The organism is Chryseobacterium sp. HR92 (genome assembly GCF_045689405.1).
Classification (GTDB): Bacteria; Bacteroidota; Bacteroidia; order Flavobacteriales; family Weeksellaceae; genus Chryseobacterium; species Chryseobacterium viscerum_A.
The window spans coordinates 4,905,000-4,928,668 of sequence record NZ_CP139139.1; the positions used below are offsets into that span (position 1 = coordinate 4,905,000).

The 23,669-nt window shown below is 37.0% G+C and carries 21 protein-coding genes; 9 read left to right on the forward strand and 12 right to left on the reverse strand.

What is annotated here, in order from left to right:
• The first annotated feature begins 18 nt into the window (after positions 1 to 18).
• Positions 19 to 729, forward strand: a complete 711-nt coding sequence (locus SFA27_RS22175) for a C40 family peptidase (protein ID WP_047376246.1) — start codon at positions 19 to 21, stop codon at positions 727 to 729.
• A gap of 187 nt (positions 730 to 916) precedes the next feature.
• On the opposite strand, the gene SFA27_RS22180 is transcribed toward SFA27_RS22175, so the two are convergent.
• The 6 genes from SFA27_RS22180 to SFA27_RS22205 form a co-directional block, all read right to left on the reverse strand.
• Positions 917 to 1,498 carry a pentapeptide repeat-containing protein gene (locus SFA27_RS22180; RefSeq protein ID WP_047376244.1) on the reverse strand — a complete coding sequence of 194 codons (582 nt, stop codon included), beginning with the start codon at positions 1,496 to 1,498 and terminating at the stop codon, positions 917 to 919.
• 125 nt (positions 1,499 to 1,623) lie between these two features.
• Positions 1,624 to 2,853 carry a rod shape-determining protein RodA gene (rodA, locus tag SFA27_RS22185; RefSeq protein ID WP_047376243.1) on the reverse strand — a complete coding sequence of 410 codons (1,230 nt, stop codon included), beginning with the start codon at positions 2,851 to 2,853 and terminating at the stop codon, positions 1,624 to 1,626.
• Entirely contained in the window at positions 2,850 to 4,895 is a 2,046-nt protein-coding gene (locus SFA27_RS22190; RefSeq protein WP_047376241.1) for a penicillin-binding protein 2, read from the reverse strand. Before SFA27_RS22190 ends, rodA begins: the two co-directional genes overlap by 4 nt.
• Positions 4,892 to 5,398 carry a hypothetical protein gene (locus SFA27_RS22195; protein WP_002982456.1) on the reverse strand — a complete coding sequence of 169 codons (507 nt, stop codon included), beginning with the start codon at positions 5,396 to 5,398 and terminating at the stop codon, positions 4,892 to 4,894. The genes SFA27_RS22190 and SFA27_RS22195 overlap by 4 nt, the downstream gene beginning before the upstream one ends.
• Positions 5,391 to 6,245 carry a rod shape-determining protein MreC gene (gene mreC / locus SFA27_RS22200; RefSeq protein ID WP_407294974.1) on the reverse strand — a complete coding sequence of 285 codons (855 nt, stop codon included), beginning with the start codon at positions 6,243 to 6,245 and terminating at the stop codon, positions 5,391 to 5,393. Before mreC ends, SFA27_RS22195 begins: the two co-directional genes overlap by 8 nt.
• 28 nt (positions 6,246 to 6,273) lie before the next feature.
• Positions 6,274 to 7,299: a rod shape-determining protein gene (locus tag SFA27_RS22205; protein WP_045491741.1), complete on the reverse strand. Its 1,026-nt coding sequence runs from the start codon at positions 7,297 to 7,299 to the stop codon at positions 6,274 to 6,276.
• 454 nt (positions 7,300 to 7,753) lie between these two features.
• On the opposite strand from SFA27_RS22205, the gene hemA reads away from it, so the two are divergent.
• The 4 genes from hemA to hemE are packed head-to-tail and all read left to right on the forward strand — an operon-like array spanning position 7,754 to position 11,743.
• On the forward strand, positions 7,754 to 9,028 hold the full coding sequence (hemA, locus tag SFA27_RS22210) for a glutamyl-tRNA reductase (protein WP_047376233.1): 1,275 nt from the start codon (positions 7,754 to 7,756) through the stop codon (positions 9,026 to 9,028).
• The gene (gene hemC / locus SFA27_RS22215; RefSeq protein ID WP_047376231.1) at positions 9,015 to 9,923 is read left to right on the forward strand and encodes a hydroxymethylbilane synthase; all 909 of its coding nucleotides are present in this window, start codon (positions 9,015 to 9,017) and stop codon (positions 9,921 to 9,923) included. Before hemA ends, hemC begins: the two co-directional genes overlap by 14 nt.
• A 57-nt stretch (positions 9,924 to 9,980) precedes the next feature.
• Positions 9,981 to 10,664 carry a uroporphyrinogen-III synthase gene (locus SFA27_RS22220; RefSeq protein ID WP_407294978.1) on the forward strand — a complete coding sequence of 228 codons (684 nt, stop codon included), beginning with the start codon at positions 9,981 to 9,983 and terminating at the stop codon, positions 10,662 to 10,664.
• A gap of 47 nt (positions 10,665 to 10,711) precedes the next feature.
• Complete coding sequence (hemE, locus tag SFA27_RS22225; RefSeq protein WP_047376227.1) at positions 10,712 to 11,743, forward strand: uroporphyrinogen decarboxylase; 1,032 nt, start codon at positions 10,712 to 10,714, stop codon at positions 11,741 to 11,743.
• An 83-nt stretch (positions 11,744 to 11,826) separates the two neighbouring features.
• On the opposite strand, the gene SFA27_RS22230 is transcribed toward hemE, so the two are convergent.
• Entirely contained in the window at positions 11,827 to 12,648 is an 822-nt protein-coding gene (locus SFA27_RS22230; protein ID WP_407294982.1) for a T9SS type A sorting domain-containing protein, read from the reverse strand.
• Positions 12,649 to 12,798: 150 nt separating this feature from the next.
• Between SFA27_RS22230 and SFA27_RS22235 the strand changes: the two genes are divergently transcribed.
• Complete coding sequence (locus tag SFA27_RS22235; protein WP_047376214.1) at positions 12,799 to 12,924, forward strand: hypothetical protein; 126 nt, start codon at positions 12,799 to 12,801, stop codon at positions 12,922 to 12,924.
• 50 nt (positions 12,925 to 12,974) lie between these two features.
• On the opposite strand, the gene SFA27_RS22240 is transcribed toward SFA27_RS22235, so the two are convergent.
• From SFA27_RS22240 to SFA27_RS22260, 5 genes are all read right to left on the reverse strand, one after another.
• Positions 12,975 to 14,195 (reverse strand): aminotransferase class V-fold PLP-dependent enzyme, encoded by a 1,221-nt coding sequence (locus tag SFA27_RS22240; protein ID WP_407294986.1) that lies wholly within the window; start codon positions 14,193 to 14,195, stop codon positions 12,975 to 12,977.
• A 245-nt stretch (positions 14,196 to 14,440) separates the two neighbouring features.
• Positions 14,441 to 15,082, reverse strand: a complete 642-nt coding sequence (locus SFA27_RS22245) for a 50S ribosomal protein L25/general stress protein Ctc (protein ID WP_142717310.1) — start codon at positions 15,080 to 15,082, stop codon at positions 14,441 to 14,443.
• Between the two features lie 55 nt (positions 15,083 to 15,137).
• Entirely contained in the window at positions 15,138 to 16,076 is a 939-nt protein-coding gene (locus tag SFA27_RS22250) for a ribose-phosphate pyrophosphokinase (RefSeq protein WP_047376208.1), read from the reverse strand.
• Between the two features lie 85 nt (positions 16,077 to 16,161).
• Positions 16,162 to 17,724: a G-D-S-L family lipolytic protein gene (locus SFA27_RS22255; protein WP_407294991.1), complete on the reverse strand. Its 1,563-nt coding sequence runs from the start codon at positions 17,722 to 17,724 to the stop codon at positions 16,162 to 16,164.
• Between the two features lie 12 nt (positions 17,725 to 17,736).
• Positions 17,737 to 18,975: an OmpP1/FadL family transporter gene (locus tag SFA27_RS22260; protein WP_047376204.1), complete on the reverse strand. Its 1,239-nt coding sequence runs from the start codon at positions 18,973 to 18,975 to the stop codon at positions 17,737 to 17,739.
• Positions 18,976 to 19,413: 438 nt separating this feature from the next.
• On the opposite strand from SFA27_RS22260, the gene SFA27_RS22265 reads away from it, so the two are divergent.
• The 3 genes from SFA27_RS22265 to SFA27_RS22275 are packed head-to-tail and all read left to right on the forward strand — an operon-like array spanning position 19,414 to position 23,653.
• On the forward strand, positions 19,414 to 20,811 hold the full coding sequence (locus tag SFA27_RS22265; protein WP_407298188.1) for a stage 0 sporulation family protein: 1,398 nt from the start codon (positions 19,414 to 19,416) through the stop codon (positions 20,809 to 20,811).
• Positions 20,804 to 21,268 (forward strand): gliding motility lipoprotein GldH, encoded by a 465-nt coding sequence (locus SFA27_RS22270; RefSeq protein WP_047376199.1) that lies wholly within the window; start codon positions 20,804 to 20,806, stop codon positions 21,266 to 21,268. The genes SFA27_RS22265 and SFA27_RS22270 overlap by 8 nt, the downstream gene beginning before the upstream one ends.
• A gap of 6 nt (positions 21,269 to 21,274) precedes the next feature.
• Entirely contained in the window at positions 21,275 to 23,653 is a 2,379-nt protein-coding gene (locus SFA27_RS22275; protein WP_047376197.1) for a transglycosylase domain-containing protein, read from the forward strand.
• The last annotated feature ends 16 nt before the right edge of the window (positions 23,654 to 23,669 follow it).

A 23,669-nucleotide genomic window follows, 5' to 3' on the forward strand; every position in this document is an offset into this window, starting at 1 on the left:
ACGGATAATCAAATATATATGAAGAAAAGAGTTTTGTTTTATTTAGTTGCTTTAGTTACTACAGTTTCATTGCAATCGTGCGCTACAAATTATGTGGTTTCAAAACCAGCAACTTACACAAAAGAATACAAAACAGATGCCAAACTAGCTTCTATAGATAACAAAAGAATAGAGCAGGATAAGCAGAAACTTATCGACTCTTTCCTTGCTGAAAAAGCAGCATCTATCGCTAGTGCTAAAAAAGCAGTTAAGAATTCTGAGATTGCAAAAGCAATCAAACATAATAAAACCATTGACGGTATCCTTGAAGAAGCTGAAACATACCTTGGGACTCCTTACAGATACGGAGGAACTACAAGAAACGGTATAGATTGTTCAGCTTTTGTTCTTTCTGTATTCGGAGCAGCAGCAGGCCTTAGCTTACCTAGAGTAGCAGCATCTCAGGCTCAGGAAGGGGAAAGAATTGAAAAAGGAGAACTACAGAAAGGAGATTTGATTTTCTTTTCTCACGGAAGAAGAATTTCTCACGTAGGTATTGTAGAAAGTGTTTCTGAAGAGGGTGAGATTAAGTTTATCCACGCAGCAACATCAAAAGGAGTAATGATTTCTTCACTGAATGATTCTTATTGGGGACCTAAGTTCAGATTCGCAAAGAGAGTAATCAACGAAGAAGGAGACGCTTACAATAACTTAGCAGCAACTACTCCCGCTACACCAGCAAATTTTTAATTTTATAAATAATTGATTTAAATAATGAAGCCATCAGAATTGTGATGGCTTTTTTATATGTTTGAAGTGAGGCTAAGTTTCGGCTAAAGTCAAAGGAATATGTATTAAAAATAAAATCGGCTACAACCCACTCCTACTGAATCAATATTTATATCTTTTATAAGCAATCGTTATACGGCCAAAGACATCAGCTATTCTTATCAATTTCAATATCCAGCTTATACAAGAGTCCATATATTTCAGAAAGCGAAAATTTGGCCTTTTTAAGCCTGTTTAAAGCCGGATCTATTGAATAGTTAACCGAAGTCCTGAAATCTGCCTTTTCAAGGTTTGCAGCATCGAAAACAGCGCCTGAAAAATCACAATTATTAAAGATAGCATTTGATGCATCGCATTCTGTGAAATCTGCTTCAATCAATCTGGAATTTTTGAAAACCGTTTTCTTAATGGATGTCTGGTAGAAAACTGAATTATTCAAAGCACATCCTTCAAATGCAAAAGATAATCCGAATGCATTACAATCAGTAAACTGAAGACCAAACATTTTACATTCTTTGAAAATCACATTATGAAAAGCCGTCCTCACAAGCTTTGCCATGCTGAGGTTACATTCTATCCATTCACAGTCTGTAAAGCTGAATCCCGAAAGGTTTGCATACTCAAAATTACAGTTCCGGAAAGTACAGTTTTCGTACTCTCCTTTTTCTAAAGAATGCTGTGTGAAATCTTTGTTCTCGAAATTTTCGTCGGAGAAATATGACTGTTTCATAAAAAATTGTGTTGATGAGTGTTATTTTTCTCTCACTGATTTTGCAGATTCCGCTGATTTATTTTGAAACGAATTCAAGCAGAAAAATTGTAACCCTCCATCAACCAGCTTCTAAATTCCGTATTCTACACCAAACTGTTTTTATCAGAATAATTAAGTTTAAAGAAAATAAAAGTCATCATAGAGAATGCCAGCAAAGAACTTCCTCCATAACTAAAATACGGAAGAGGAATCCCAACTGTAGGAAAAAGTCCCATAACCATCCCTAAATTGATTGAAAAGTGCATTAGCAGAATTGAGGCAAAACAATATCCGAAGACGCGGTTAAAAGTAGATTTCTGCCTTTCTGCGAGATAATATATTCTTCCGATATAAATCATGTAGCATAAGATAAGAATTGCACTTCCTAAAAAGCCCCATTCTTCTCCTACTGTACAAAAGATATAATCCGTTTCCTGCTCGGGTACAAATTTTCCCTGGGTAACTGATCCTTCACGGTATCCTTTACCCCAAAGCCCACCGGATCCGATAGCTGTTTTGGAATATAACAAGTTGTATCCTGAAGTATCTCTAAATGCCTTTTCACCTTTATAAAGAACATCAATTCTTTCTCGCTGGTGTTTAGGAAGTTTTTCTAAAATAGTTGGAGATGCAAAAGCCAGTCCGCACAGTAAAAGAATAGATCCTGAAATCCCTGAAATAGAAATTACATCCCAGGACATTCTATGATAATTCATCGCTATCAGAATACCGGCAATTACCAGAACAGCCACTGCAACATAAACAGGAGGAACTGCTAATGAAATCAGAAATACTCCGGCAAAAAGGAATCCTATTCCAAACAAAAGACCACTCAGTCCTTCTCTGTATAAAGCAATGAAAAATGCAATAAATACAAGCATGGAACCTACATCCGGAATAGCAAGAACAACAACCGCCGGTACACCAATAATGGCTAAGGTAGTCCATAATGACTTCCGGTTTTTAAGGTTAAAATCGGGTCCGGAAACATAGTTGGCAAGCATCAGCGCAGTTCCTATCTTCGCAAATTCTACAGGCTGCATGGTAAAACTTCCAAATTTATACCAGTTTTTCTGTCCCAGAATTTCTTTTCCAAAAGGAAAAAGTCCTATAAGCAACAAGACTCCGCCAATGTAAATAATCCCGGCCATATTTTCAAAGAACTTACTTCTGCTGAAAAATATAATAAGTCCTACGAACAACGAAATACAGAAAAAGATCAATTGCTTTTCCCCTAGTTTTTGGTCAACACTGTAAATATTTGCAATGGCAAAAACACAAAGCAGGAAATACAGCCCAAGGCCTAATTTATCTATTCCTTCAGTCCATTTCATTGCTTGACAGTTTTTTTAGCAGTGTTATTCTTTTTAGTTTCCTCTTCTATTTTTTTCTGTAGTTTGGCTTTTTGCTGTTTCACCAGCTCCAGACTATCCTTTATTCTTTTTTGTTTGATTGAATCCGGTTTAGGATCAACGTATAACCCTTTGCGCTTCAAATCTGCAATCCACTGCCTTTTATACTCTGGCATGAAACTCGAGGTGATCATTTTTTTATAAAGATTTTCTCTTTTCAAATCACCAGTAATATATTTTTCAGCAATTACCGTACAGGCCGGCCCAGCCCATGTTGCCCCGAATCCTGCATGCTCCATTACTGCTACTACAACAATTTTCGGCTTTTCAGCAGGAGCAATCAATACAAAGATAGAGTTATCCTTTCCTTGCGGCACCTGTGCTGTACCTGTTTTTGCTAATTGTGTAAAGTCATTGGATTTCAAACCTCTTGCCGTTCCTCTCAAAACTACAGCTTCCATCCCTTTTAAAACGGGCTCAAAATGTTTTGGGTCAACCAGCGTTTGGTGTTTAACCTTAAATCTTGGATCCGGGTTTGCCTTTCCGTCAATTGCTTTTACGATATGAGGCGTATAATACCATCCTTTGTTAGCAATAGCTGCTACATAGTTGGCCAGCTGAATAGGAGTTACCAAAACATCTCCCTGCCCCATCCCATTATAGATAGCACCAGTTGACATTTCATCCCAGTTTTTAAAATCAGTTCGTTGAGAACCGCTTGCTTTCATGATAGCTTTAAACCTTTTTTCGTAGAAATCTCCTGAAGGTATTCTTCCTTTTGCTCCCACAGCAAAATCATTATTCAAAAATTCTCCCACTCCAAAGCTGCTCATGATCTTTTTCCATTCATCAACACCTTTTGAAGGATTTCCTGGATATTTTTTGATAATAGCAATAAATGCATAGGTAAAGAAACAGTTACTGGAAACCTGAATGGAAGGAATTAGCGGATCAGCTCCACCATGCCCCTTAATTCTTTTCCCTTTATAGAAAAAACCGCCACCACAAGGGAAAATAGTCTTTTCATCCATTACTCCCATTTGCATTGCCGCCAGAGCAGTCAATAACTTGAATGTTGACCCCGGAGGATATCCTGCCTGTAAAGAACGGTCAAAAGTGGGCTTATTTTCGTAAAGCGTATCTTTTGACAGGGCATATAAATTTTTTGATTTGTAGGGTCCGGTGAAAAGATTCGGATCAATATCCGGTCCGGTAGCCGCAACTAGTACTTCCCCATTATTAGGATCTAAAGCTACAATTGCACCATGTTTGTTTACAAGCATTTCTTCAGCTGTTCTCTGAAGATCATAATCAATAGTTAATGTAATATCTTTACCGGTAATCACATCTTTATCCAAAGACCCGTTTTTATAAGAACCGATATTTCGGAGCCTGATATCTTTTTGGATGTATTTCACTCCTTTTACTCCACGAAGTTCTTTCTCGTAGGATTTCTCAACCCCTGTTTTTCCGATAAAATCTCCTGGTAAATAGTATGCAGAGTCTTTTTTTATTTCACGTTCATTTACTTCGCTGGTATATCCCAGAAGGTTACCTGAAGTAGAAACTTCATATTGACGCTGAGGTCTTTGTACAATATTAAAGGCCGGGTATTTAAAAATAATTTCCTGAACTCTTGCTATGTCTTCTCTGCTCAGATCCTTCAGGAAAGTCATTGGAGTTAGTTTGGAATAATATTTTTCCTTTTTAATAACATCAATTCTTTTGATAAAATCTGCCTTGGAGATCTTCATCAGACTGCAAAAACCAAGAGTATCAAAATCCGGTCGCATTAAGGCCTGTGTAAAAGAAACTTCATAAGCAGGCTGGTTTCCCACCATAATTTTACCATTCCTGTCAAAAATGACTCCACGCTGTGGAATAACATATTCGGTTTTGATGGAGGTATTTGCAGCATTTAATGCATAACGATCTGTAAACAACTGTAAATAGGCGAGTCTCGCCACAAAAATAAGGGCGATAACAACGAGGATGGAAAAAATTTTAAAATAACGTGTGTTCAAACTTTTTGTTTGATTTTAAATATTAATGCGTAAATGACTATAAATATAAATGAAATTACACTAGTCACCAACACATTAAACAATATTTCGAAAAATCTGCTAAACTTGAAGAATTCTATATACTGTACCAAAAGCTGGTGCAGAAAAATACTAGAAAATAAAAACAGTAAAAACTGTGCCCATTGAAGGGACTGAAAAGAGAAAAAGTCCGTAGACGTATCGGTAGAAGTTCTGAAAATCAGCGTTCTGAAATAAGCAATCAACGTTGTCGCAAATGCATTGATCCCCCACGAATACAGAAAACCGTCAATAGACAATCCTATTAAAAAGCTCAATGCCAGGAACTGAAATTTATTCCTGAAAAAAGGATAAAACATGACAAATACGGGATATAATACCGGAGTATATTTCCCGAAAAGCGTAATCCTGTTCAATACAAATATCTGTAATGCCACAAGAAAAATCATGATCAATATATCAGTAAATAAAGTCCTGCTAATCATTTTCTTTTTTTATTACAGCCTGCATAGTATCCTGAATCTTCTGCACTTCTGCTTTCTTAAGATTCTTCACTACATACACTTTGTTCAACGCTCCCATTTTTTCACTCAACTCTACGGAAATATCCCAGAAGCCGGTTTTATTATCTACGGAATATCCTGCAATAGTACCAATGGTGACTCCCTTAGGAAAGATTGCAGATTTACCGTCTGTAACAACAGTATCTCCTACTTTTAATGCAACATATTTTGGAATATCTGCAAGGTGCATCACTCTGGAGTTATCACCATTCCACGTTAAAGTACCGAAATATCCTGAATTTTTGAGTGCTGCATTAATTCTGATCTTGTTGACACTTAAGACCGACTGAACTAATGCATAACTGTCTGTAGAATTTATTACAATACCCGCAATACCTCTTGGCGCCATTACCCCCATCTGAGGAAAGACTCCGTCTCTACGGCCGCGGTTGATTGTAAAATAGTTGTTCCTTCTGTTGATACTGTTGAAAACAATTTCTCCATCAACAAAAGTATAGATCTGCCCACCACCAATGGTATCATGAACTCTTTTGAAAACAGGATTCTTTGATCCGTCTTTTCCGTAGAGTTCAGTCATAAGGGCTTTATTCTGAACCACAAGATCTTCGTTGATCTGTTTTAGTTTCAGATAAGAAACTCCTTCATCAATATATCCTGAAACCCAGGAATTGAACGTAGCTGTCTGCCCCGCTATCCAGGATTTCTGCATGGCATTTCTGGAGAATATCAAAACCAGAGCAATAATTTGCAGAAATATAAAGAAGACGAAAAGAGTATTCTTCGAAAATAATCTCAGCAAAAATCCCATTCAGATATAAAGTCGTAAAAAGTTAAAATTATTTAATTAAGAAATTGAACTTATCCATATTCTTAAGGGCAATACCTGTTCCGCGAACTACAGCTCTCAACGGATCTTCCGCAACGAATACAGGAAGACCTGTCTTTTTGTGGATTCTGTCCGCAAGACCTCTTAATAACGCTCCTCCTCCGGCAAGATAAATACCTGTTTTGTAAATATCAGCTGCAAGTTCCGGTGGTGTAAGAGAAAGAGTTTCCATTACAGCATCCTCGATTCTGATGATCGATTTGTCTAATGCTCTTGCAATCTCTTTGTATCCAACCATAATTTCTTTAGGTTTACCTGTAATAAGGTCTCTTCCTTGTACCGGGATATCCTCGATGTCTACATCAAGATCTTCTACTGCAGAACCTACTTCAATTTTGATTCTTTCAGCAGTTCTTTCTCCGATATAAAGGTTATGGTGAGTTCTTAAGTAATAAGCAATATCATTGGTAAATACATCTCCTGCAATTTTCACAGATTTATCGCATACGATACCTCCTAAAGCCACTACAGCAATTTCTGTAGTACCTCCACCTATATCGATGATCATATTTCCTTCAGGTTTCTGTACGTCTATCCCTACCCCAATTGCTGCTGCCATTGGTTCATAGATCAATCTTACTTCTTTTGCATTTACTTTTTGAGCAGAGTCTCTTACAGCTCTTTTTTCAACTTCAGTGATACCAGAAGGGATACAGATTACAATTCGTAATGCCGGTTGAATGAATTTACCTTTGATTCCGGGAATTTTTTTGATAAATTCCTTGATCATGTGTTCAGAAGCATGGAAATCAGCAATAACACCGTCTTTCAAAGGACGGATAGTCTTGATATCCTCGTGAGTTTTACCTTGCATATGCTTAGCCTGTTCCCCTACAGCAATGGGTTTACCCGTAGAACGTTCAATTGCAACAATTGACGGTTGATCTATAACAATTTTATTATTATGGATAATAAGGGTATTAGCCGTTCCCAGGTCTATCGCAATTTCTTGCGTAAACATATCAAATAAACTCATATTTTTCTTCTGATTTTAAGATTACAAAGATATAAATTTAAGACTACTAAAGAAATTTCCCACCAACTTAATTTGGTTAAAATTTTATTAAAATTTATAATTCTTTATTAACTTTGAGTTTAGATGTTTACAGACTTTGAGTTAAACTAAAATTAATGGGTTGTTAAAAGGGTGAAAAAGCGAAATCACGGAAGGATGAAAAAGCAGAAACAGAAGAGACAAACGGGCTTTTAAGCAGCCCAGCCTTACATTTAAAAATTTTTATTTACTTCTTAAAAAATCAATTAATAAAAATAATTAATAGTAAAACTTAAGAAACTCCCCTAGTAGAAGTAAATTCACTTTTTATCACTCTGCCCCTTCATCTTTAACTACCTTATAGTTTTTTACGATAATTATCATATACACTATCTGAGAGTGATTAATTAAAAAAAGCGTAAATTTGCGACTGCTTATGTTACAGTATTCCAACATTCATCGAACGTCAAATTTTGCCGTGCTTTCTATAAGTTACGAGAAAGCCGACGTAGAAACGAGAGGAAAGTTTGCATTCTTTGATGAAAACATCAAAAACTTTGTTTCCAGAGTCCACCAGGAAGATCTTGGAGATGCATTTGTGGTTTCCACCTGTAACAGGACCGAAATTTATACTACTTCTCCCAATTACCTTTTAGTTGCTGAAGAATATTGCAAAACCATTGGAGTACATCTTACGGATTTTCTTCAGTTTGCCAATATTCTTACCAAGGAAGAAGCTCTGATCCATCTTTTCAGAGTTGCAGCGGGACTTGAAAGTCAGATTATCGGAGATTTTGAAATTATCGGACAGATCAAAAAAGCATACAGCCGTTTCAAAAAAGAGAGACAAAATTCTAATCCTTATCTTGAAAGAGCTATCAATGCAGCTATTCAAATCTCGAAAAGAATAAAAAACGAAACTGGCATCTCCAATGGTGCAGCTTCTGTTTCCTATGCAGCGGTTCATTATATTTTAAACAGCCAGAAAAGAATTGCCGAAAAGAACATTCTTCTTTTGGGAGTAGGTGAGATTGGACAGAACACTGTTGAAAATCTTGTAAAGCACGTCTTTCAGCCGAAAATTAAAATTGCCAACAGAACTCAGGAGAAAGCTGAAAAGATTTCCCAGAAATATAATATTCCTCATGTTGATTATTCTGATTTTGACAAGGAATTAAAAAACACCGATATTCTTATTGTGGCAACAGGAGCCAAACATCCTATTGTCAACCAGTCTCATTTCCCGAACGGAAAAGAAACACTGGTCATTGATCTTTCTATTCCGCATAACGTCGAAAAGAATGTTACCGAAAATGAGAACGTAACATTGATTGATGTAGATGAGCTTTCAAAACAGATCCAGGAAACGATTCAACAGCGTGAAAGAGAAATCCCGAAAGCTGAAAAAATCATCAAGGAACTGATGAAAGACTTTATTGAATGGGAGAAAAAGAGAAAGCTTGCACCGAATATCCACCATTTCAAAGCCGTTTTAAAGAACATGGAACGCAATGAAATGCATAATTTTTATAAAAAAAATAAATACATAAACATCACGGACATGGAACTTTCTGATAAAATGATCCAGAAAATCACCAACCGTTTTGCAAAATATATCATCGATAACCCTTTAAAAGCCGAAGAAATTAGTAAATTAATGCACGAAATATTAGTTGAACAACCAAACAACGAATTCAATGAAAAGCATTAGAATCGGAACGAGAAATTCCGCACTTGCACTTTGGCAGGCAAGAGAGGTTGCAAGGCACCTTCAAAACAACAATTATTTAACGGAGATTGTTCCTATCGTTTCTTCTGGCGATAAGAATCTCAATCAACCTTTATATTCTTTAGGAATCACCGGGGTTTTCACAAGAGACCTTGATATTGCCTTATTGAATGACGAAATTGATATTGCTGTACATTCTTTAAAAGACGTTCCTACTCAATTGCCTCAAAACATTGAGATGATCGCTTATCTTGAAAGAGATTACCCGCAGGACATCCTGATCAGAAAAGAATCTGCAAGGAATAAAGAATTCCATGAGCTTAAACTGGCTACCAGCAGCTTAAGAAGAAGAGCTTTCTGGCTGAGAAATTATCCGACTACTGATTTTTCGGATATCCGTGGAAATATTCAAACCAGACTTCAAAAACTGGAAGACGGGAATTTTGATGCGACCATTCTATCTTTGGCCGGAATCAAAAGAATGAAAATGGAAATCGATTACGAAATGCTTCCATTAATGATTTCTGCTCCATCACAAGGAGTAATTTCCGTAGCAGGACATACTGACAAACCTGAAATCAACGAGATTGTACGTCAGATCAACCACAATCCAACCCAAATCTGTGTAGAAATTGAAAGAAACTTCTTAAGTACTTTGGAAGGAGGCTGCACTGCCCCTATCGGAGCTTTTGCAGAAATCATCGGGGATCAGATCCGCTTCAAGGCAGCACTTTGCTCTTTGGATGGAAAAAACTGCATTGCTGTGGATGAAAACTTTGTATATACTCCGACAGAAAATTTTGGAGAAAAGTTTGCAAAAGTTGTTCTTGAAAACGGAGGAAAAGAATTAATGGCAGAAATCAAAAGCCAGATCTGATATTTCAGATTATAAATTCTTTCAGCTCATCTTTTTCATCTTCTTAATTTTACAGACATGAAAATCTTATTTACCAAAAATATAGACCAGACGATTATATCCAAAGAATTAGGAGAGGATATTTTGGCCGACTGTGTTGAGGTAATTAAGACCAAACCTATTATGATCAGTCCTTTTGATCTGAAAAATTACTCATTGATTTTTACAAGTGCAAATGGAGTCATTTCATTTTTTAAAAACAGATTTAAACCTAATGAGGATTTTACAGCCAGGAATTACAATAAGATCTATTGTGTTGGTGAAAAAACGAAGAGAGAATTAAGAAAACACGGCTTCGGAACATTTAAGGTTTTGAAAAATGCTGATACTCTTTCCCAATTCATTATCGGAAAATGCCAGCATGAGCAATTTCTTCATTTCTGCGGCAACCTTGCCATCAACGTTCTGGATAAGGAACTTCCCTTACAAAATATTAAGTACAAAAAAGTTACGATATATAACACTGAGGAAACTCATCCTTTAATAAATGAAAAATATCATGCTGCAGTATTTTTTAGTCCGAGCGGAGTTCGTAGTTTTGCAAGGCGAAATTCTCTGGAAGGCATGAAGATATTTTCAATTGGCGAAACTACTTCCGGTGAGTTGAGAAATTATACGCAGGAAGAAATTTTTACTTCTGAAGAAAATACACTGACTTCGATTTTTGAACTGATAAGAAGAGAAATCAGAAGTAGAATTTAGAATATTTGTTACCAAAATATTGACGGTAATATTAGTTTAAATAGATTATGATAAAAAACGACCTATATTTAAAAGCACTTCGCGGAGAAACCGTTGAAAGACCTCCTGTCTGGATGATGAGGCAGGCTGGAAGATATCTGCCGGAATTCATTGCCTTGAGAGATCAGTATGATTTCTTTACAAGATGTCAGACCCCTGAACTTGCGGCTGAGATTACTCTACAGCCTATCCGCAGATTTCCTCTGGATGCAGCGATTCTGTTTTCTGATATCCTGGTAGTTCCACAGGCAATGGGGATTGACTTCAAAATGAAAGAATCTGTTGGACCATGGTTAGATACTCCTATCAGAACAATGGAACAGGTTCAGAATATTGAAACTCCGGACGTGAATGATACTTTAGGGTACGTTTTTGATGCTATTGAACTTACTCTTCAGAAACTGGACAATGACATTCCATTGATCGGTTTTGCAGGTTCTCCATGGACTATCCTTTGTTATTGTGTGGAAGGAAAAGGAAGTAAGGCGTTTGATATTGCAAAATCTTTTTGTTTCCAACAGCCTGAAGCTGCTCATTTATTACTGCAAAAAATTACAGATACTACGATTGCTTATTTAAAGAGAAAAGTAGAAAAAGGAGTTTCTGCAGTACAGGTTTTTGATTCATGGGGAGGAATGCTTTCTCCTACAGATTATCAGGAATTCTCATGGCAGTATATCAACCAGATTGTTGAGGCACTAAGTCCGCTTACTCATGTGGTGGTATTTGGAAAAGGATGCTGGTTTGCATTGGAAGATATGACTATGTCTAAAGCTTCTGCTCTTGGTGTAGATTGGACTATTAAGCCGGAATTTGCAAGAACACTGACAAACCATACAATGACTCTACAGGGGAACTTTGATCCTGCAAGACTTCACTCAACGCCTGAAACGATTAAGAAGATGGTGAATGAAATGATCAACCGTTTCGGAAAAGACAGATATATCGCCAACTTAGGCCACGGAATTCTACCAAACGTTCCTGTTGAAAACGCTGAGGCATTCATCAGAGCAGTCGTTGACTGGAAACCGAATTTATAAGATTATTTCTTTTGAAAATATACAAAACCTTATAGGATATTCTATAAGGTTTTTTTATGGCTAAGTTTACTATTTGATTCTAACTATTTCTTGATAATCTTCTTCTTCAGAACTTCTTTATTATTATTTGTGATCATGATAATATAAGTCCCTTTAGGTATATCTGATAAATCATATGCATCGGATTCCTTATCAAACGTTTTAACAAGTTTCCCTGATATATCAACAACGCTGACTTTTTCAAGCTTACTTTGAGAGCCCAGTTTAATATGAATATTGTCTCTTACCGGGTTTGGGTATACATTTATATGATCAGCATGTAAAGCCTCTGAGGTTGCCAAAACCCCACCTGTTATCGTCACATTGTCTACGATAACACCGAAAGAGTAATCTCCGACGTCATCATAAACAAACCTGAGCTTAAAAGCAGCGTTGGCATATGGCGTCAAATCTATATTGGATGCTGTCGCATACGTGATTAATACGTATGACAGGGTATTTAAATCAATATTCCAAACTCCGGCTTCGCCTGAAAAGGTAAAAACCTGAATCCAGGAAGTGCCATTGAAAACTTCAACTTTTAAAGTAGAATCCAGATTATAAATCATATTGGCATAATTAAACGAAAGTTTTGGGCTCGCAACCCCCGTAAGATTAACCACAGGAGAAACCAGCCTGGCATTCGTATTAATTCCGGTTGGTCCTGCATTATCATCATCAAAAAAAGCCGCCCCATCAGGAAAGCCCGCAAAACCGTTCTGTGTACCCACACCCCAGTTATAAGACGTATCCGGATTTTCTACCGTCCATCCGGTTGGCAAAATATTACCGTTGAAGTTTTCAGAAAAAACTTGTGCATGACATATTCCAGAAATGGATAAAAATAGAATAAATAGTTTTTTCATAATAAAATATTTGTTGTTTGTATAAAATTAACGAATTATATTTCGCAAAATATAATTATACATAAAATCAATACATTACATAAATTTTAAAAAGAATCAGAATTTCTATCTATAATTTATATCTTTATATTTAACCAAAAATCATTTCATATGAAAAAACTAAACAAAGAAAAAATGAAAAGCATTATGGCAGGAGGAGAAATCTGCCTTGAGTGCGCTATTGGATATTATCAGGTTATTATTGACGGCCGGTGTTATTGCATTCCATGGGAATAATAAAAAAAGCAGCTCAACAGCTGCTTTTAGTTTATATGATAAAGAATTAATTAGCTCAACATCCGTTGTGCTTTCTTCACTCCTTCTACCAGAATATCAATTTCCTCAAAAGTATTGTAAACGGCAAAGCTTGCTCTTACTGTTCCTGCAATATTAAAGAAGTTCATGATTGGTTGTGTACAGTGATGTCCTGTTCTTACAGCAATTCCCATTTTGTCAAGGATCATTCCTACGTCAGAAGCAATCCCCACTCCTTCCAGATTAAAGGAAACAACGCCGGTTCTGTTTGCTTTTTCACCATAAATTTTAATTCCTTCTATTTCCAAAAGCTGTCTTTGAGCATACTCCAGCAACGCATTTTCATGATTCTGAATATTGGCATGACCCATCCTGTTCATAAAATCCACAGCAGCTCCCAAAGCAATATTTCCGCCTACATTGGGTGTTCCCGCTTCGTATTTAAATGGAAGACCTGCATAAGTAGTTCCTTCAAAAGAACATGTAGCAATCATCTCTCCTCCTCCATGGAATGGCGGCAAAGCTTCCAGTATTTCATGTTTCCCATATAAAATGCCTGTTCCCATCGGAGCATACATTTTATGACCTGAGAATACAAAGAAATCACAATCCAGTTTCTGTACATCTATATTGAAATGTGGAGCAGACTGAGCTCCGTCAATCACAATATAAGCATCTGTATTCTTTCTTGTTTTTGCAATAATTTCTTCAATAGGATTGACAATTCCCAAAGCATTGGAAACCTGATTTACAGAAACAACCTTTGTTTTTTCGCTTAAAAATTGATCAAAATGATCCATCTGAATAATTCCGTTTTCATCAATTGGAATCACTCGAAGTTTTGCTCCTGTTCTTTTGCAAAGCATCTGCCACGGAACAATATTAGAATGATGCTCCAAATATGAAATGATGATCTCATCATCTTTCTGCAGTTTCTGTGTTAAAATATAAGCGATAAGGTTCAACCCTTCTGTGGTTCCTTTTGTAAAAATCACTTCAAAGTCATGTTCAGCATTGATGAATTTCTGAATCTTTCTTCTTGAAAGCTCCATTTCTTCCGTTGCCAGCTGGCTTAGGGTATGAATTCCTCTGTGAACGTTGGCATTAAGTTCTGTATAATATGCGTGACAGACTTCCAAAACCGAATTTGGCTTTTGAGATGTAGCTGCATTATCCAGGTAAACCAATGGTTTACCATTCACTTCTCTGTCCAATATAGAAAACTGGCTTCTTATTTCCTGAATGTCAAACATTTATTTATTTTTTAAATTAAGACGTTCTTATTTAGAACACTTCAAATTTACGGCTTTTTTTCCGAAAGGAAGCATGAGGCTGAGAGCTGATAGTTGTCAGTTGATAGAAATATTCAATGGTATATAGTGGAAAAGCCCATAAATGATGAAATAAAGATCATTTATAAATCCTCTTATTTTTCTGACATCCTACAAAAAAACCCGTCAAAAAATGACGGGTCTTATATTGTTTAAATAAGCAATTCTTATTCTGCTGCAGTTTCTTCTGCTGGAGCTGCTCCTTCTTCAGTTGCAACTTCTTCTTCATCTTCATCATCCATTGCTGCTGCACCTCCTTTCATTGCATTTCTAGACATCTTAACAGCAACTACTACTGCATTGTCCGGGTGCATGAAAGAATATCCTTCTGTTTTGATACCTCCGATGTAAAGTTTGTTACCAATTCTTAATGGAGTAACATCTACAACGATCTCGTCTGGCAAGTTAGCAGGAATAGCTTTTACTTTTAGCTTTCTGAAAGACTGACGTAAAACACCACCAGCTACAACACCTTTTGAACGTCCAGTAATTCTTACAGGAACCTCCATAACTACTGGCTTATCGTCAGATAGCTGATAGAAGTCAATGTGAAGAATTTTGTCAGTGATTGGGTGAAACTGAATGTCCTGAAGAACAGCTGGAATTGTTTTTCCGTCAACCTCAATAGATACCGTGTGTGCTTCAGGAGTGTATACTAATCCTTTAAAAGCTTTCTCTTCAGCAGAGAAGTTTAAAGGTGCTTCACCTCCATAAACAACACAAGGAACTAATTCAGCATCACGTAAAGCTTTTGTAGACTTTTTGCCCACGTTTTCTCTTTTTGTACCTTGAATTGTAATAGATTTCATTTATAATAAATTTAAAAAATTATTCTTATTTGATTTGCAACTTATTTAAAATCAATTAAATAACAAACTTACTGCTAATTGATTTATGCTCATGAACCATGGTCATAACATCTGCAAATAACGGGGCGCAAGATAGCACTTTTATTTTAGATGACAAATTATTTTTAACAGGAATTGAGTCAGTTACAATAACTTCCAACAATTTTGAGTTCTCAATATTCTCGTAAGCCTTTCCTGAAAGTACTCCATGAGTTGCCATAGCTCTTACTGTTTTCGCTCCTTTTTCAATCAGGATATCTGCAGCTTTGCAAAGCGTCCCTGCAGTATCAATCATATCATCAATAAGGATAACGTTTTTACCTGTAACATCACCGATAAGGAACATTTCTTCTACAACATTCGCTTTTTTTCTTTCCTTATAAGCAATTACTACTTCAGCACCTAAGTGACCTGCATAGTTTTTAGCTCTTTTCGCACCTCCCATATCCGGAGAAGCAATAGTAAGACTATCAAGATTTAAAGATCTGATATAATCTACGAAAATACTGGAAGCATATAAATGATCTACCGGAATTTCGAAGAATCCTTGAATCTGATCCGCGTGAAGATCCATTGTCATTACTCTTGTTGCTCCTGCTGCTGTAAGAAGGTTTGCAACTAATTTAGCACCGATCGGCGCTCTTGGTTTGTCTTTTCTGTCCTGTCTGGCAAGTCCGAAGTAAGGAATTACAACGGTAATGCTCTTTGCAGAAGCTCTTTTTGCTGCATCAATCATTAGAAGAAGTTCCAAAAGATTGTCTGCAGGAGGGAATGTAGATCCAATCAGGAAAACTCTTCCTCCTCTTACAGACTCATCCAAAACAGGCTCAAATTCCCCGTCGCTGAACTCCTGAAAGTTGATTTTTCCTAATTCTTTCCCATAATTCTGGGCAATTTTCTCTGCCAAGTCCCTGCTGGTTCTTGTACAAAATAGATAACTTAACTGATCGGCCATTTTTACTTTTTAAAAGATTTTGCAAATTTAAAAAAAAACCACAAGATTTACTCCTGTGGTTTCTAAGTTTTTATTTTATCAATTATTAAGGGAATTTAACTCCTGAATATTTGTTCGGATCTACCTGTGGAAGTGTAGACTTGTATTTTGCATTAATGGACTTAATAAATTCATTAGCAACAACACCATATCCGCGTCCTGTAAGGTGAACTCCATCCAGAGAGAAAGCTCCCCCTCTAACAAATGTTGCAGTATACTTTACTCCGTCAAATACGATTCCTGACTGTGAATTCAGCTCAAGCATCTTCGCATTAGCATCTACAAAGGCAAGGCCATAAGAATCAGCAAGCCCTTTTATAGAGGCGTTGTAAGCAGTGGTTGCTGTTTTTACATATCCAGCTTCTGTTTTTGTTAATACATGTTGGTTTTGTAACGGATAAGAAATTCCATAAATATTTACCGGAGCAGGAACACCTGCAGCAGTGCTTCCAATCACAGAACTTGTAGTAAGCAAAATATAATCATCTGCCGTTGCCTGTCTTGCCTGACCAAAGATTTGTCCAAAAGCAGTAGCCATAGGTAATCCTAAAGAAGGAGTAAGTGCTGCTGTAAGCTGAGCGGATAAATCTGTTAAAGCTACATCTTTAATTAAAACCGGGTTTGGTCCAGTTGCAGAAAGTAAATTAATTCTATCTCCAGCTCCAAAAGCGGTAAGCGCCTGCTTCAAAGGACCGTATAGACTTGTATTAAGAGTGGTTAAATTCGAGCCTAAAAGTTCAGGTGTCAAAGGATTGTAAGGTACCGTAGTAAAGAAAGGCACTGAAGTAACAGATGGAATATTGGCAATAACACCTTTTGTTGTTCCTACACTTTTAAGACCATCTAAAACTGCCTTAATAGACCCAGCCAAAAGTGCAGGATCGGAGATATCATTTGATTTATAAGTTGCAGGATTTGTATTTCCTGTCTGAACTGTAGCAATTGAATATGTTGTAACTCCTCCTACAGTCTGAGAATTTGTTCCTCCGTTGGTAGCATATGACAATACATCATTATTTCCTATCCAAAGAGAGAAGAACGTAGCTTTCTGAGTCATAGCATCTGCCAGCACACTTGTTGTAGCAGAGGAAGCAAACCTTACAAAATAAGGATTGGCAGTACCGGTTGCAAGACCTACCTGACTACCGTATCCAGGAGCTACTAAGTGGAATGACTTTGCACCAGGTACCCCCATATTATTATAAGTACCACCACCTGATAACACATCCAGTGCTGCTGCTGCCCCACTTGGCACAGGAGTCAAAGATCCGTTAACAACCTGAAGAGTTAATTTTCCAGGGAAACCAGGCAGATTATTGAAACCACCCACATCATTAGGCATTAATGGCTGTTTAAAGTCTCCGCCGCCTGCAAGTTTCATCTGTGCGGCAATCATGCTTGGATAAGATTCATTTTGGCCGCTGCTGTACAGCGCCCCATCACGATATCCTGAAGTAAGGGAGTTTCCTAACGATATATATTTTGAAAAGTCTGCGTCTCCTTTTGTTACCGGGATATCTTTCACATCCGTATCGAAATCCGTATTACAGCTTGTTACTGTAAAAAGAAGTGCAGAAACTGCAATTGTCGATATTATAATTTTTTTCATAGTCTTCTAAAATTAAAATGGATTATAAGAGAAACCTAGACCAAAGTAGAAAGCTGTTGCTTTTGACTGTCCGTTAAGCCCTATATTAACATTGTTTACCTTTCTGTACTGAGGCATTGCATATCCTCCGGCAACATCAATTCCGAATTGTTTCAGCTTGAAGCCCACCCCACCTGTCACTACATAAGTATCATATGAAGGGGTTTCCGGGATAAAGTTATCCGTAGTATAAGGTGCTTCATCATAATAAGCTCCCAAACGTCCATAGATCATATTAGTGAACGCATACTGAGTTCCCAATCTGAAAGTTTTGGAGTTTTTGAAGTTCTTAGGATTGGTAAGAATAGTAGCATCCGACGGATTGTTTCCAATAGGAGCATTGTCGAAATCTAAAGTAAGCTTACTATATCTTTCCCATCCGTGGTAGTTAAAGTCTGCAGAAACCTGCCATTTCGGTGTCACTTTATAGGTTAAACCAATTGTATACTCTTCAACCAATGGAAGAACTGCTGAGAAACCATCTTGCCCTGCTGCATTCAGTTTCAGCTGTGTATAAACAGATTGTGATGGAAACTGGAATGTAGCCGTTCCTTTTTTAGCTTTCATATCTATTGCTGAACGGTAGGCAATACTCACGTCTAATTTCGGATCAGGTCTGAAATAGAAACCGAATCCATATCCGTGTCCGGTTGCATTGTCATCATTAATATTAACTTTCCCGTCGAATTGCGTCACCGCTTTGTCCCAATCTACTTTCCCTCTTGCGTAGATATAGCTAGCACCAAAAGACACCCAAGGAGCCAGTTTTACAGAGACCATTGGCTGGAAATAGAAACTTTTCAATTCCATTTTCTGAACCAATTCTTTACCCTCCCAGTTTTCAGGCCATTTTATTGTACTTCCAAAAGGTGTTGTAACACTAAGACCTACGGTAAGTTTCTCTATTGGTCTATAAGTAATCGCCGCATAGAAAGGAGTCCCTATTGGGTTATCTGTTTCTGCACTTTGTAAAGTATTGAAGTTTTGAAAAGTAACTTTATTACTTGCACCAAACCCTCCTGCCACTACACTCAGTTTGGAAGGGATAAATGACATACCCGCAGGGTTAAAGAATGTCACACTCGCGTCTTCGGCATGAGCACTAGTATGCGCCATTGCCAATTGTTTTACCCCTTGCAGGGAAACTCTGAAGCCTCCTGCGTAAGATAGAACTCCCGCCAATAAAGCAGTTGATACTAATATTTTTTTCATAGACTATTATTATATAAGCCAAATATAAAATTATTTTGAATACGTCTGTTAATATTTCCTAATATTTTAAACAATATATCAAAAGAAAACTATGTTTAAAATAATACCTTCAATTAAACAAAAGCCAAAATTTTCATTATTAAACATTTAAGAACATTTTAAAACAATCCTTGTTTCAGTGTTTAATATTAAACGGTTGTTTAACTTCTAAGTTATCTTACCTCTGCAATTCAGAAAAAGGAATCAAATGATAATAAATGTTAAAGTTAAAAAATCTCCTATTCAATTATTTCCTTTATAACAAGCCTCCATAAGTCTCCAGCTTTCATTCTTGCTTAAAAAACATTAATGTTTTGTTCCGAATTCAGGTTATTTAAGTATTTTAGAATTGCATAAAGATAAAAATACATAAATTTGCAGATTATAAATAATAATAATATGAGTTGTGGATGTAAAACATCCGGCGATTCTGCACATTCTTGCGGCCCTAAGAAAACCGCAAATGGCTGTGAAAGTGTAAATACCTGCGGGAATAGTTATAAATTAAGTGTTTTTGACTGGCTATCTGACATCAACAATCCAGCGCCTAACAGGTGTGATTTTGTAGAAGTTAGATTTAAAAATGACAGAAAATCGTTTTATAAGAATGTAAATAATATTCCTTTACATATTGGTAGCGTAATTACAGTAGAATCAAGTCCGGGACACGATGTAGGCGTTGTAAGCCTTACGGGAGAATTAGTAAAGATTCAGATGAAAAAGAAAAAGTTTTCTGAAGAATTGGCACTCAAAATATACAGACAGGCCAACCAAAAAGATCTTGAGGTATGGCAGGAAGCAAGAAAAAAAGAAGATGGTGTAAAACTTGAAGCAAGAAAAATTGCTCAGAGAATAGGCCTTGAAATGAAAGTTACTGATGTGGAATACCAGGGTGACTCTTCAAAGATCACCTTTTATTACACCGCTGAAAACCGAGTGGATTTCAGACAGTTAATTAAAGATTACGCCGGAGCATTCCGTACCAAAATCGATATGAAACAGATCGGTTTCAGACAGGAAGCTGCAAAAGTAGGCGGAATTGGTTCTTGTGGACGTGAACTTTGCTGTTCTACGTGGCTTACGGATTTCAGATCTGTAAATACCAATGTGGCAAGATATCAGCAATTGAGCATTAATCCTCAAAAACTAGCCGGACAATGTGGCAAGCTTAAGTGCTGTCTTAACTATGAGCTTGACAGTTATTTGGATGCTTTAAGCAATTTTCCTTCTTCTTCAACTACTTTAGAAACAGAAAAAGGGAAAGCATTTTGTATCAAAATTGATGTTTTCAAAAAGAAAATGTGGTTTGCCTATGTAGACAGCTCCATTGCATGGTATGATTTCGATATAGATCTGGTGAAAAAACTGATTTCAAAAAATAAAAGAGGAGAAAAAACACTTCCTCTGGAAGACTTGAAACAGCCGGAAGCTTCTGCTCAAAATATTGATTTGATCCAGGAAAACAGCGTGGATCGTTTTGAAAAGAAAAACAGAGGAAACAGGAACAAAAACAACCAAAACAGGCAAAATCATAACCAACAGGGGCAACAAGGACAATCACAAGGACAAAAAAGAACCAGACCGGAGAGACAAGACAGACCGGAAAGATCTGAAAAACCAGAAAATCCTAATGCTCAATCTGGAAATCAGCCCAGACCTCAAAAACAACACCCGCAGCAAAAAGCACCTGTGGAAAAAGTAGAGGGTAATTCTGATGCTGACAAGAAGCCACAAAACAACCCGAACAAGAAGAAATTTAAAAAGAAATATCCTCCAAAAAAAGATAATAATGCGTAAAATTTTAGGATTATTTTCCCTTATCCTTTTCTTTAGCTGTAACTCTTCCTCAGGAGGAGATGTCATCATGAATTCCGTTGACAACAAATGGAATAAGAAAAATGAGCAAAAATTTAATCTTGAAATTTCAGATCCGCAGAATCCTAAAAATATTATATTTGTCGTAAGAAACAACAATAGTTATCCTTACAGCAATATAAGATTTATTGTGAATTTCACCAATCTCCAGAACAAAAAAAAGGAAACTGATACCTTGAATTATGTACTGGCAAAACCCAATGGAGAATGGCTTGGTACAGGGTTTGGTGACACAAAGGAAACTTTGTTTCAGTATAAATTGAATTATCAGTTTCCGGGAAAGGGAAAATATGAAATCAGTCTGACCCAGGCGATGAGAAATGACAACCTTTCAGGAATTGAGGATATTGGGGTAAAAATAGAAACGGCTAAACCGTAACCATAAATGGAAGAAAACAAAAAAAATGCAGGAAATAAGGGGAAAACATTTCCTCTGCCTCCTAAAAAAAAGAAAGATACCTCCTGGAAAAAATGGGTCTCATTTATTTGGATTGGACTTGTTGCGGTAGTTTTGGGTATTTCGGGACTTTTCTTTGCGGTTTCTCAAGGATTCCTTGGGGAAATGCCTGATGTAAAAGAACTTGAAAACCCTGATATCTTTGTCGCTTCAGAAATCATTTCTTCAGACGGAGTTATGCTGGGTAAATTCGAAAAGGAAAAAACACAGCCTATCGTTTATAAGGATCTTCCTCCTTACCTGATCTATGCCCTTCAAGCTAAGGAAGATGAACGTTTTAAAGAACATTCAGGAATCGACTTATATTCTATTGCCAGAGCCGTAGCCTATGGTGGTGGCCGTGGTGGGGGTTCTACAATCACCCAGCAGCTGGCAAAACTTCTTTTTACAGGAAATGCTTCTCAAAATAAAATTGAAAGAGCATTCCAGAAATTAAAAGAATGGGTAGTAGCGGTAAGCCTTGAGAAAAGATATACCAAAGAAGAGATTGTTACTCTTTATTTCAACAAATTTGATTTCCTTTTCAATGCTAACGGGATTGAAATGGCTTCCAGAGTTTATTTTAACAAAAAAACTTCGGAACTTACATTACCTGAAGCTGCAACATTTGTAGCAATGCTTGAAAACCCAAGAAAAAACAATCCTTACAGATACCCTGAAAAGGCAAAAGAAAGAAGGAATGTTGTATTGGATCAGATGCAGAAAACAGGATATATTGATGCCGCTACCTATGAAAAAGCGGCCAACACTCCTATTGAAGTAGACTTCCACCCTATTAAAAGTATTACTGACGGGTATTCGGCTTATTACAAATTCTATCTGAGAAAAGAGATCGATAAGTATCTTGAAACTCATGAAAAAGAAACCGGTAAAAAACTTAACCTCTATAAAGACGGGTTAAAAATATATGTTACTCTTGATTCTAAAATGCAGAAGTATGCAGAAGAAGCAATCAAAGAACACTTAACGGACCTTCAGAAAAGATTTGATGCAGAACAAAGAGGAAGAAAGAACAGACCTTTCTACTATCTTAATGACAAACAGATCAAAGATGTGATGCTTCAGGCCATGAAAAGAACCGGACGATACAAGCTGTTAAAAGCTGACGGAATGCCAGAAGACTCCATTATGATGGAATTCAAAAAACCTATCAAAACTTCAAGATTCACATGGAACGGAGAAGAAGAAGTTGAAATGTCTCCTTGGGATTCTATCAGGTACCACAAACAAATTGCACAGGCAGGACTAATGTCTATGGTTCCGGGAACCGGAGAGATCAAAGCTTGGGTAGGTGGTATCGACTGGCAGCACTTCCAGTATGACCACATTAAGCAAGGTAAGAGACAGGTAGGATCTACATTCAAACCTTTCGTGTATGCCACTGCGATCATGAAACTGGGAATGACTCCTTGTTCAGCTGTTTCTAACGGAACTTATGATCATAACGGATGGCATGTACCGGGAAGAGGAGGAATGCTTACTTTAAAAGATGCATTAGCACACTCTCAAAACCCTGTTGCGGCAAGATTAATTGAAATGACAGGAGTAGATGCTGTAATCCAGACTGCAAGAGATCTTGGAGTAACAGAAGATATCCCGAGAAACAATACAATTGCTTTAGGTTCATCAGACATTACTATTTATGAGATGTTAGGTGCTTATAGTACTTTTGCCAATTATGGTAATCACAATAAGCCGGAAATGATCTGGAGAATTGAAGATGCCAACGGTAGAGTAATCAAGGAAGTAAATGTAGAACCAAAAGAGGTCATGAACCCAATGTACGCCTACACCATGATTGAATTGATGAAAGGTGTGGCACAGTATGGAACCGCTTCCGGAGAATTAGGAAGAAGAGGAATCTCAAAAGCAGTAGAAATTGCAGCCAAAACGGGAACAACTCAGAATAACTCCGACGGATGGTTTATGGGAATCACACCAAAATTAGCAACCGGAGCATGGGTTGGATGGGAAGATAGGGCAACCCACTTCTTTGGAACCGGTGAAGGTCAGGGGGCAAAAATGGCATTGCCAATATGGGCTATTTTCATGAAGAAAGTCTGGGCAGATAAGAGTTTAGGAGTTACTCCTGATGATAAATTTGTGAAACCTTCCGATTGGAAAGACGGCTGTTCAAACCTTAAAGGCTTAAGCGGGGGATATGGTGATGACGGAAGTCTTCAGACCATCGATGAGATCAAAAATCCAAGACCGGTAGATCCTGCTCCTAAAAAACCTACAGAAAAGAAAGAGGACAACATCAATGAAAATCTTCACTCTAATGATGAAGTAGATTTTAATAAATAAATTCTCTTTTAGAAAT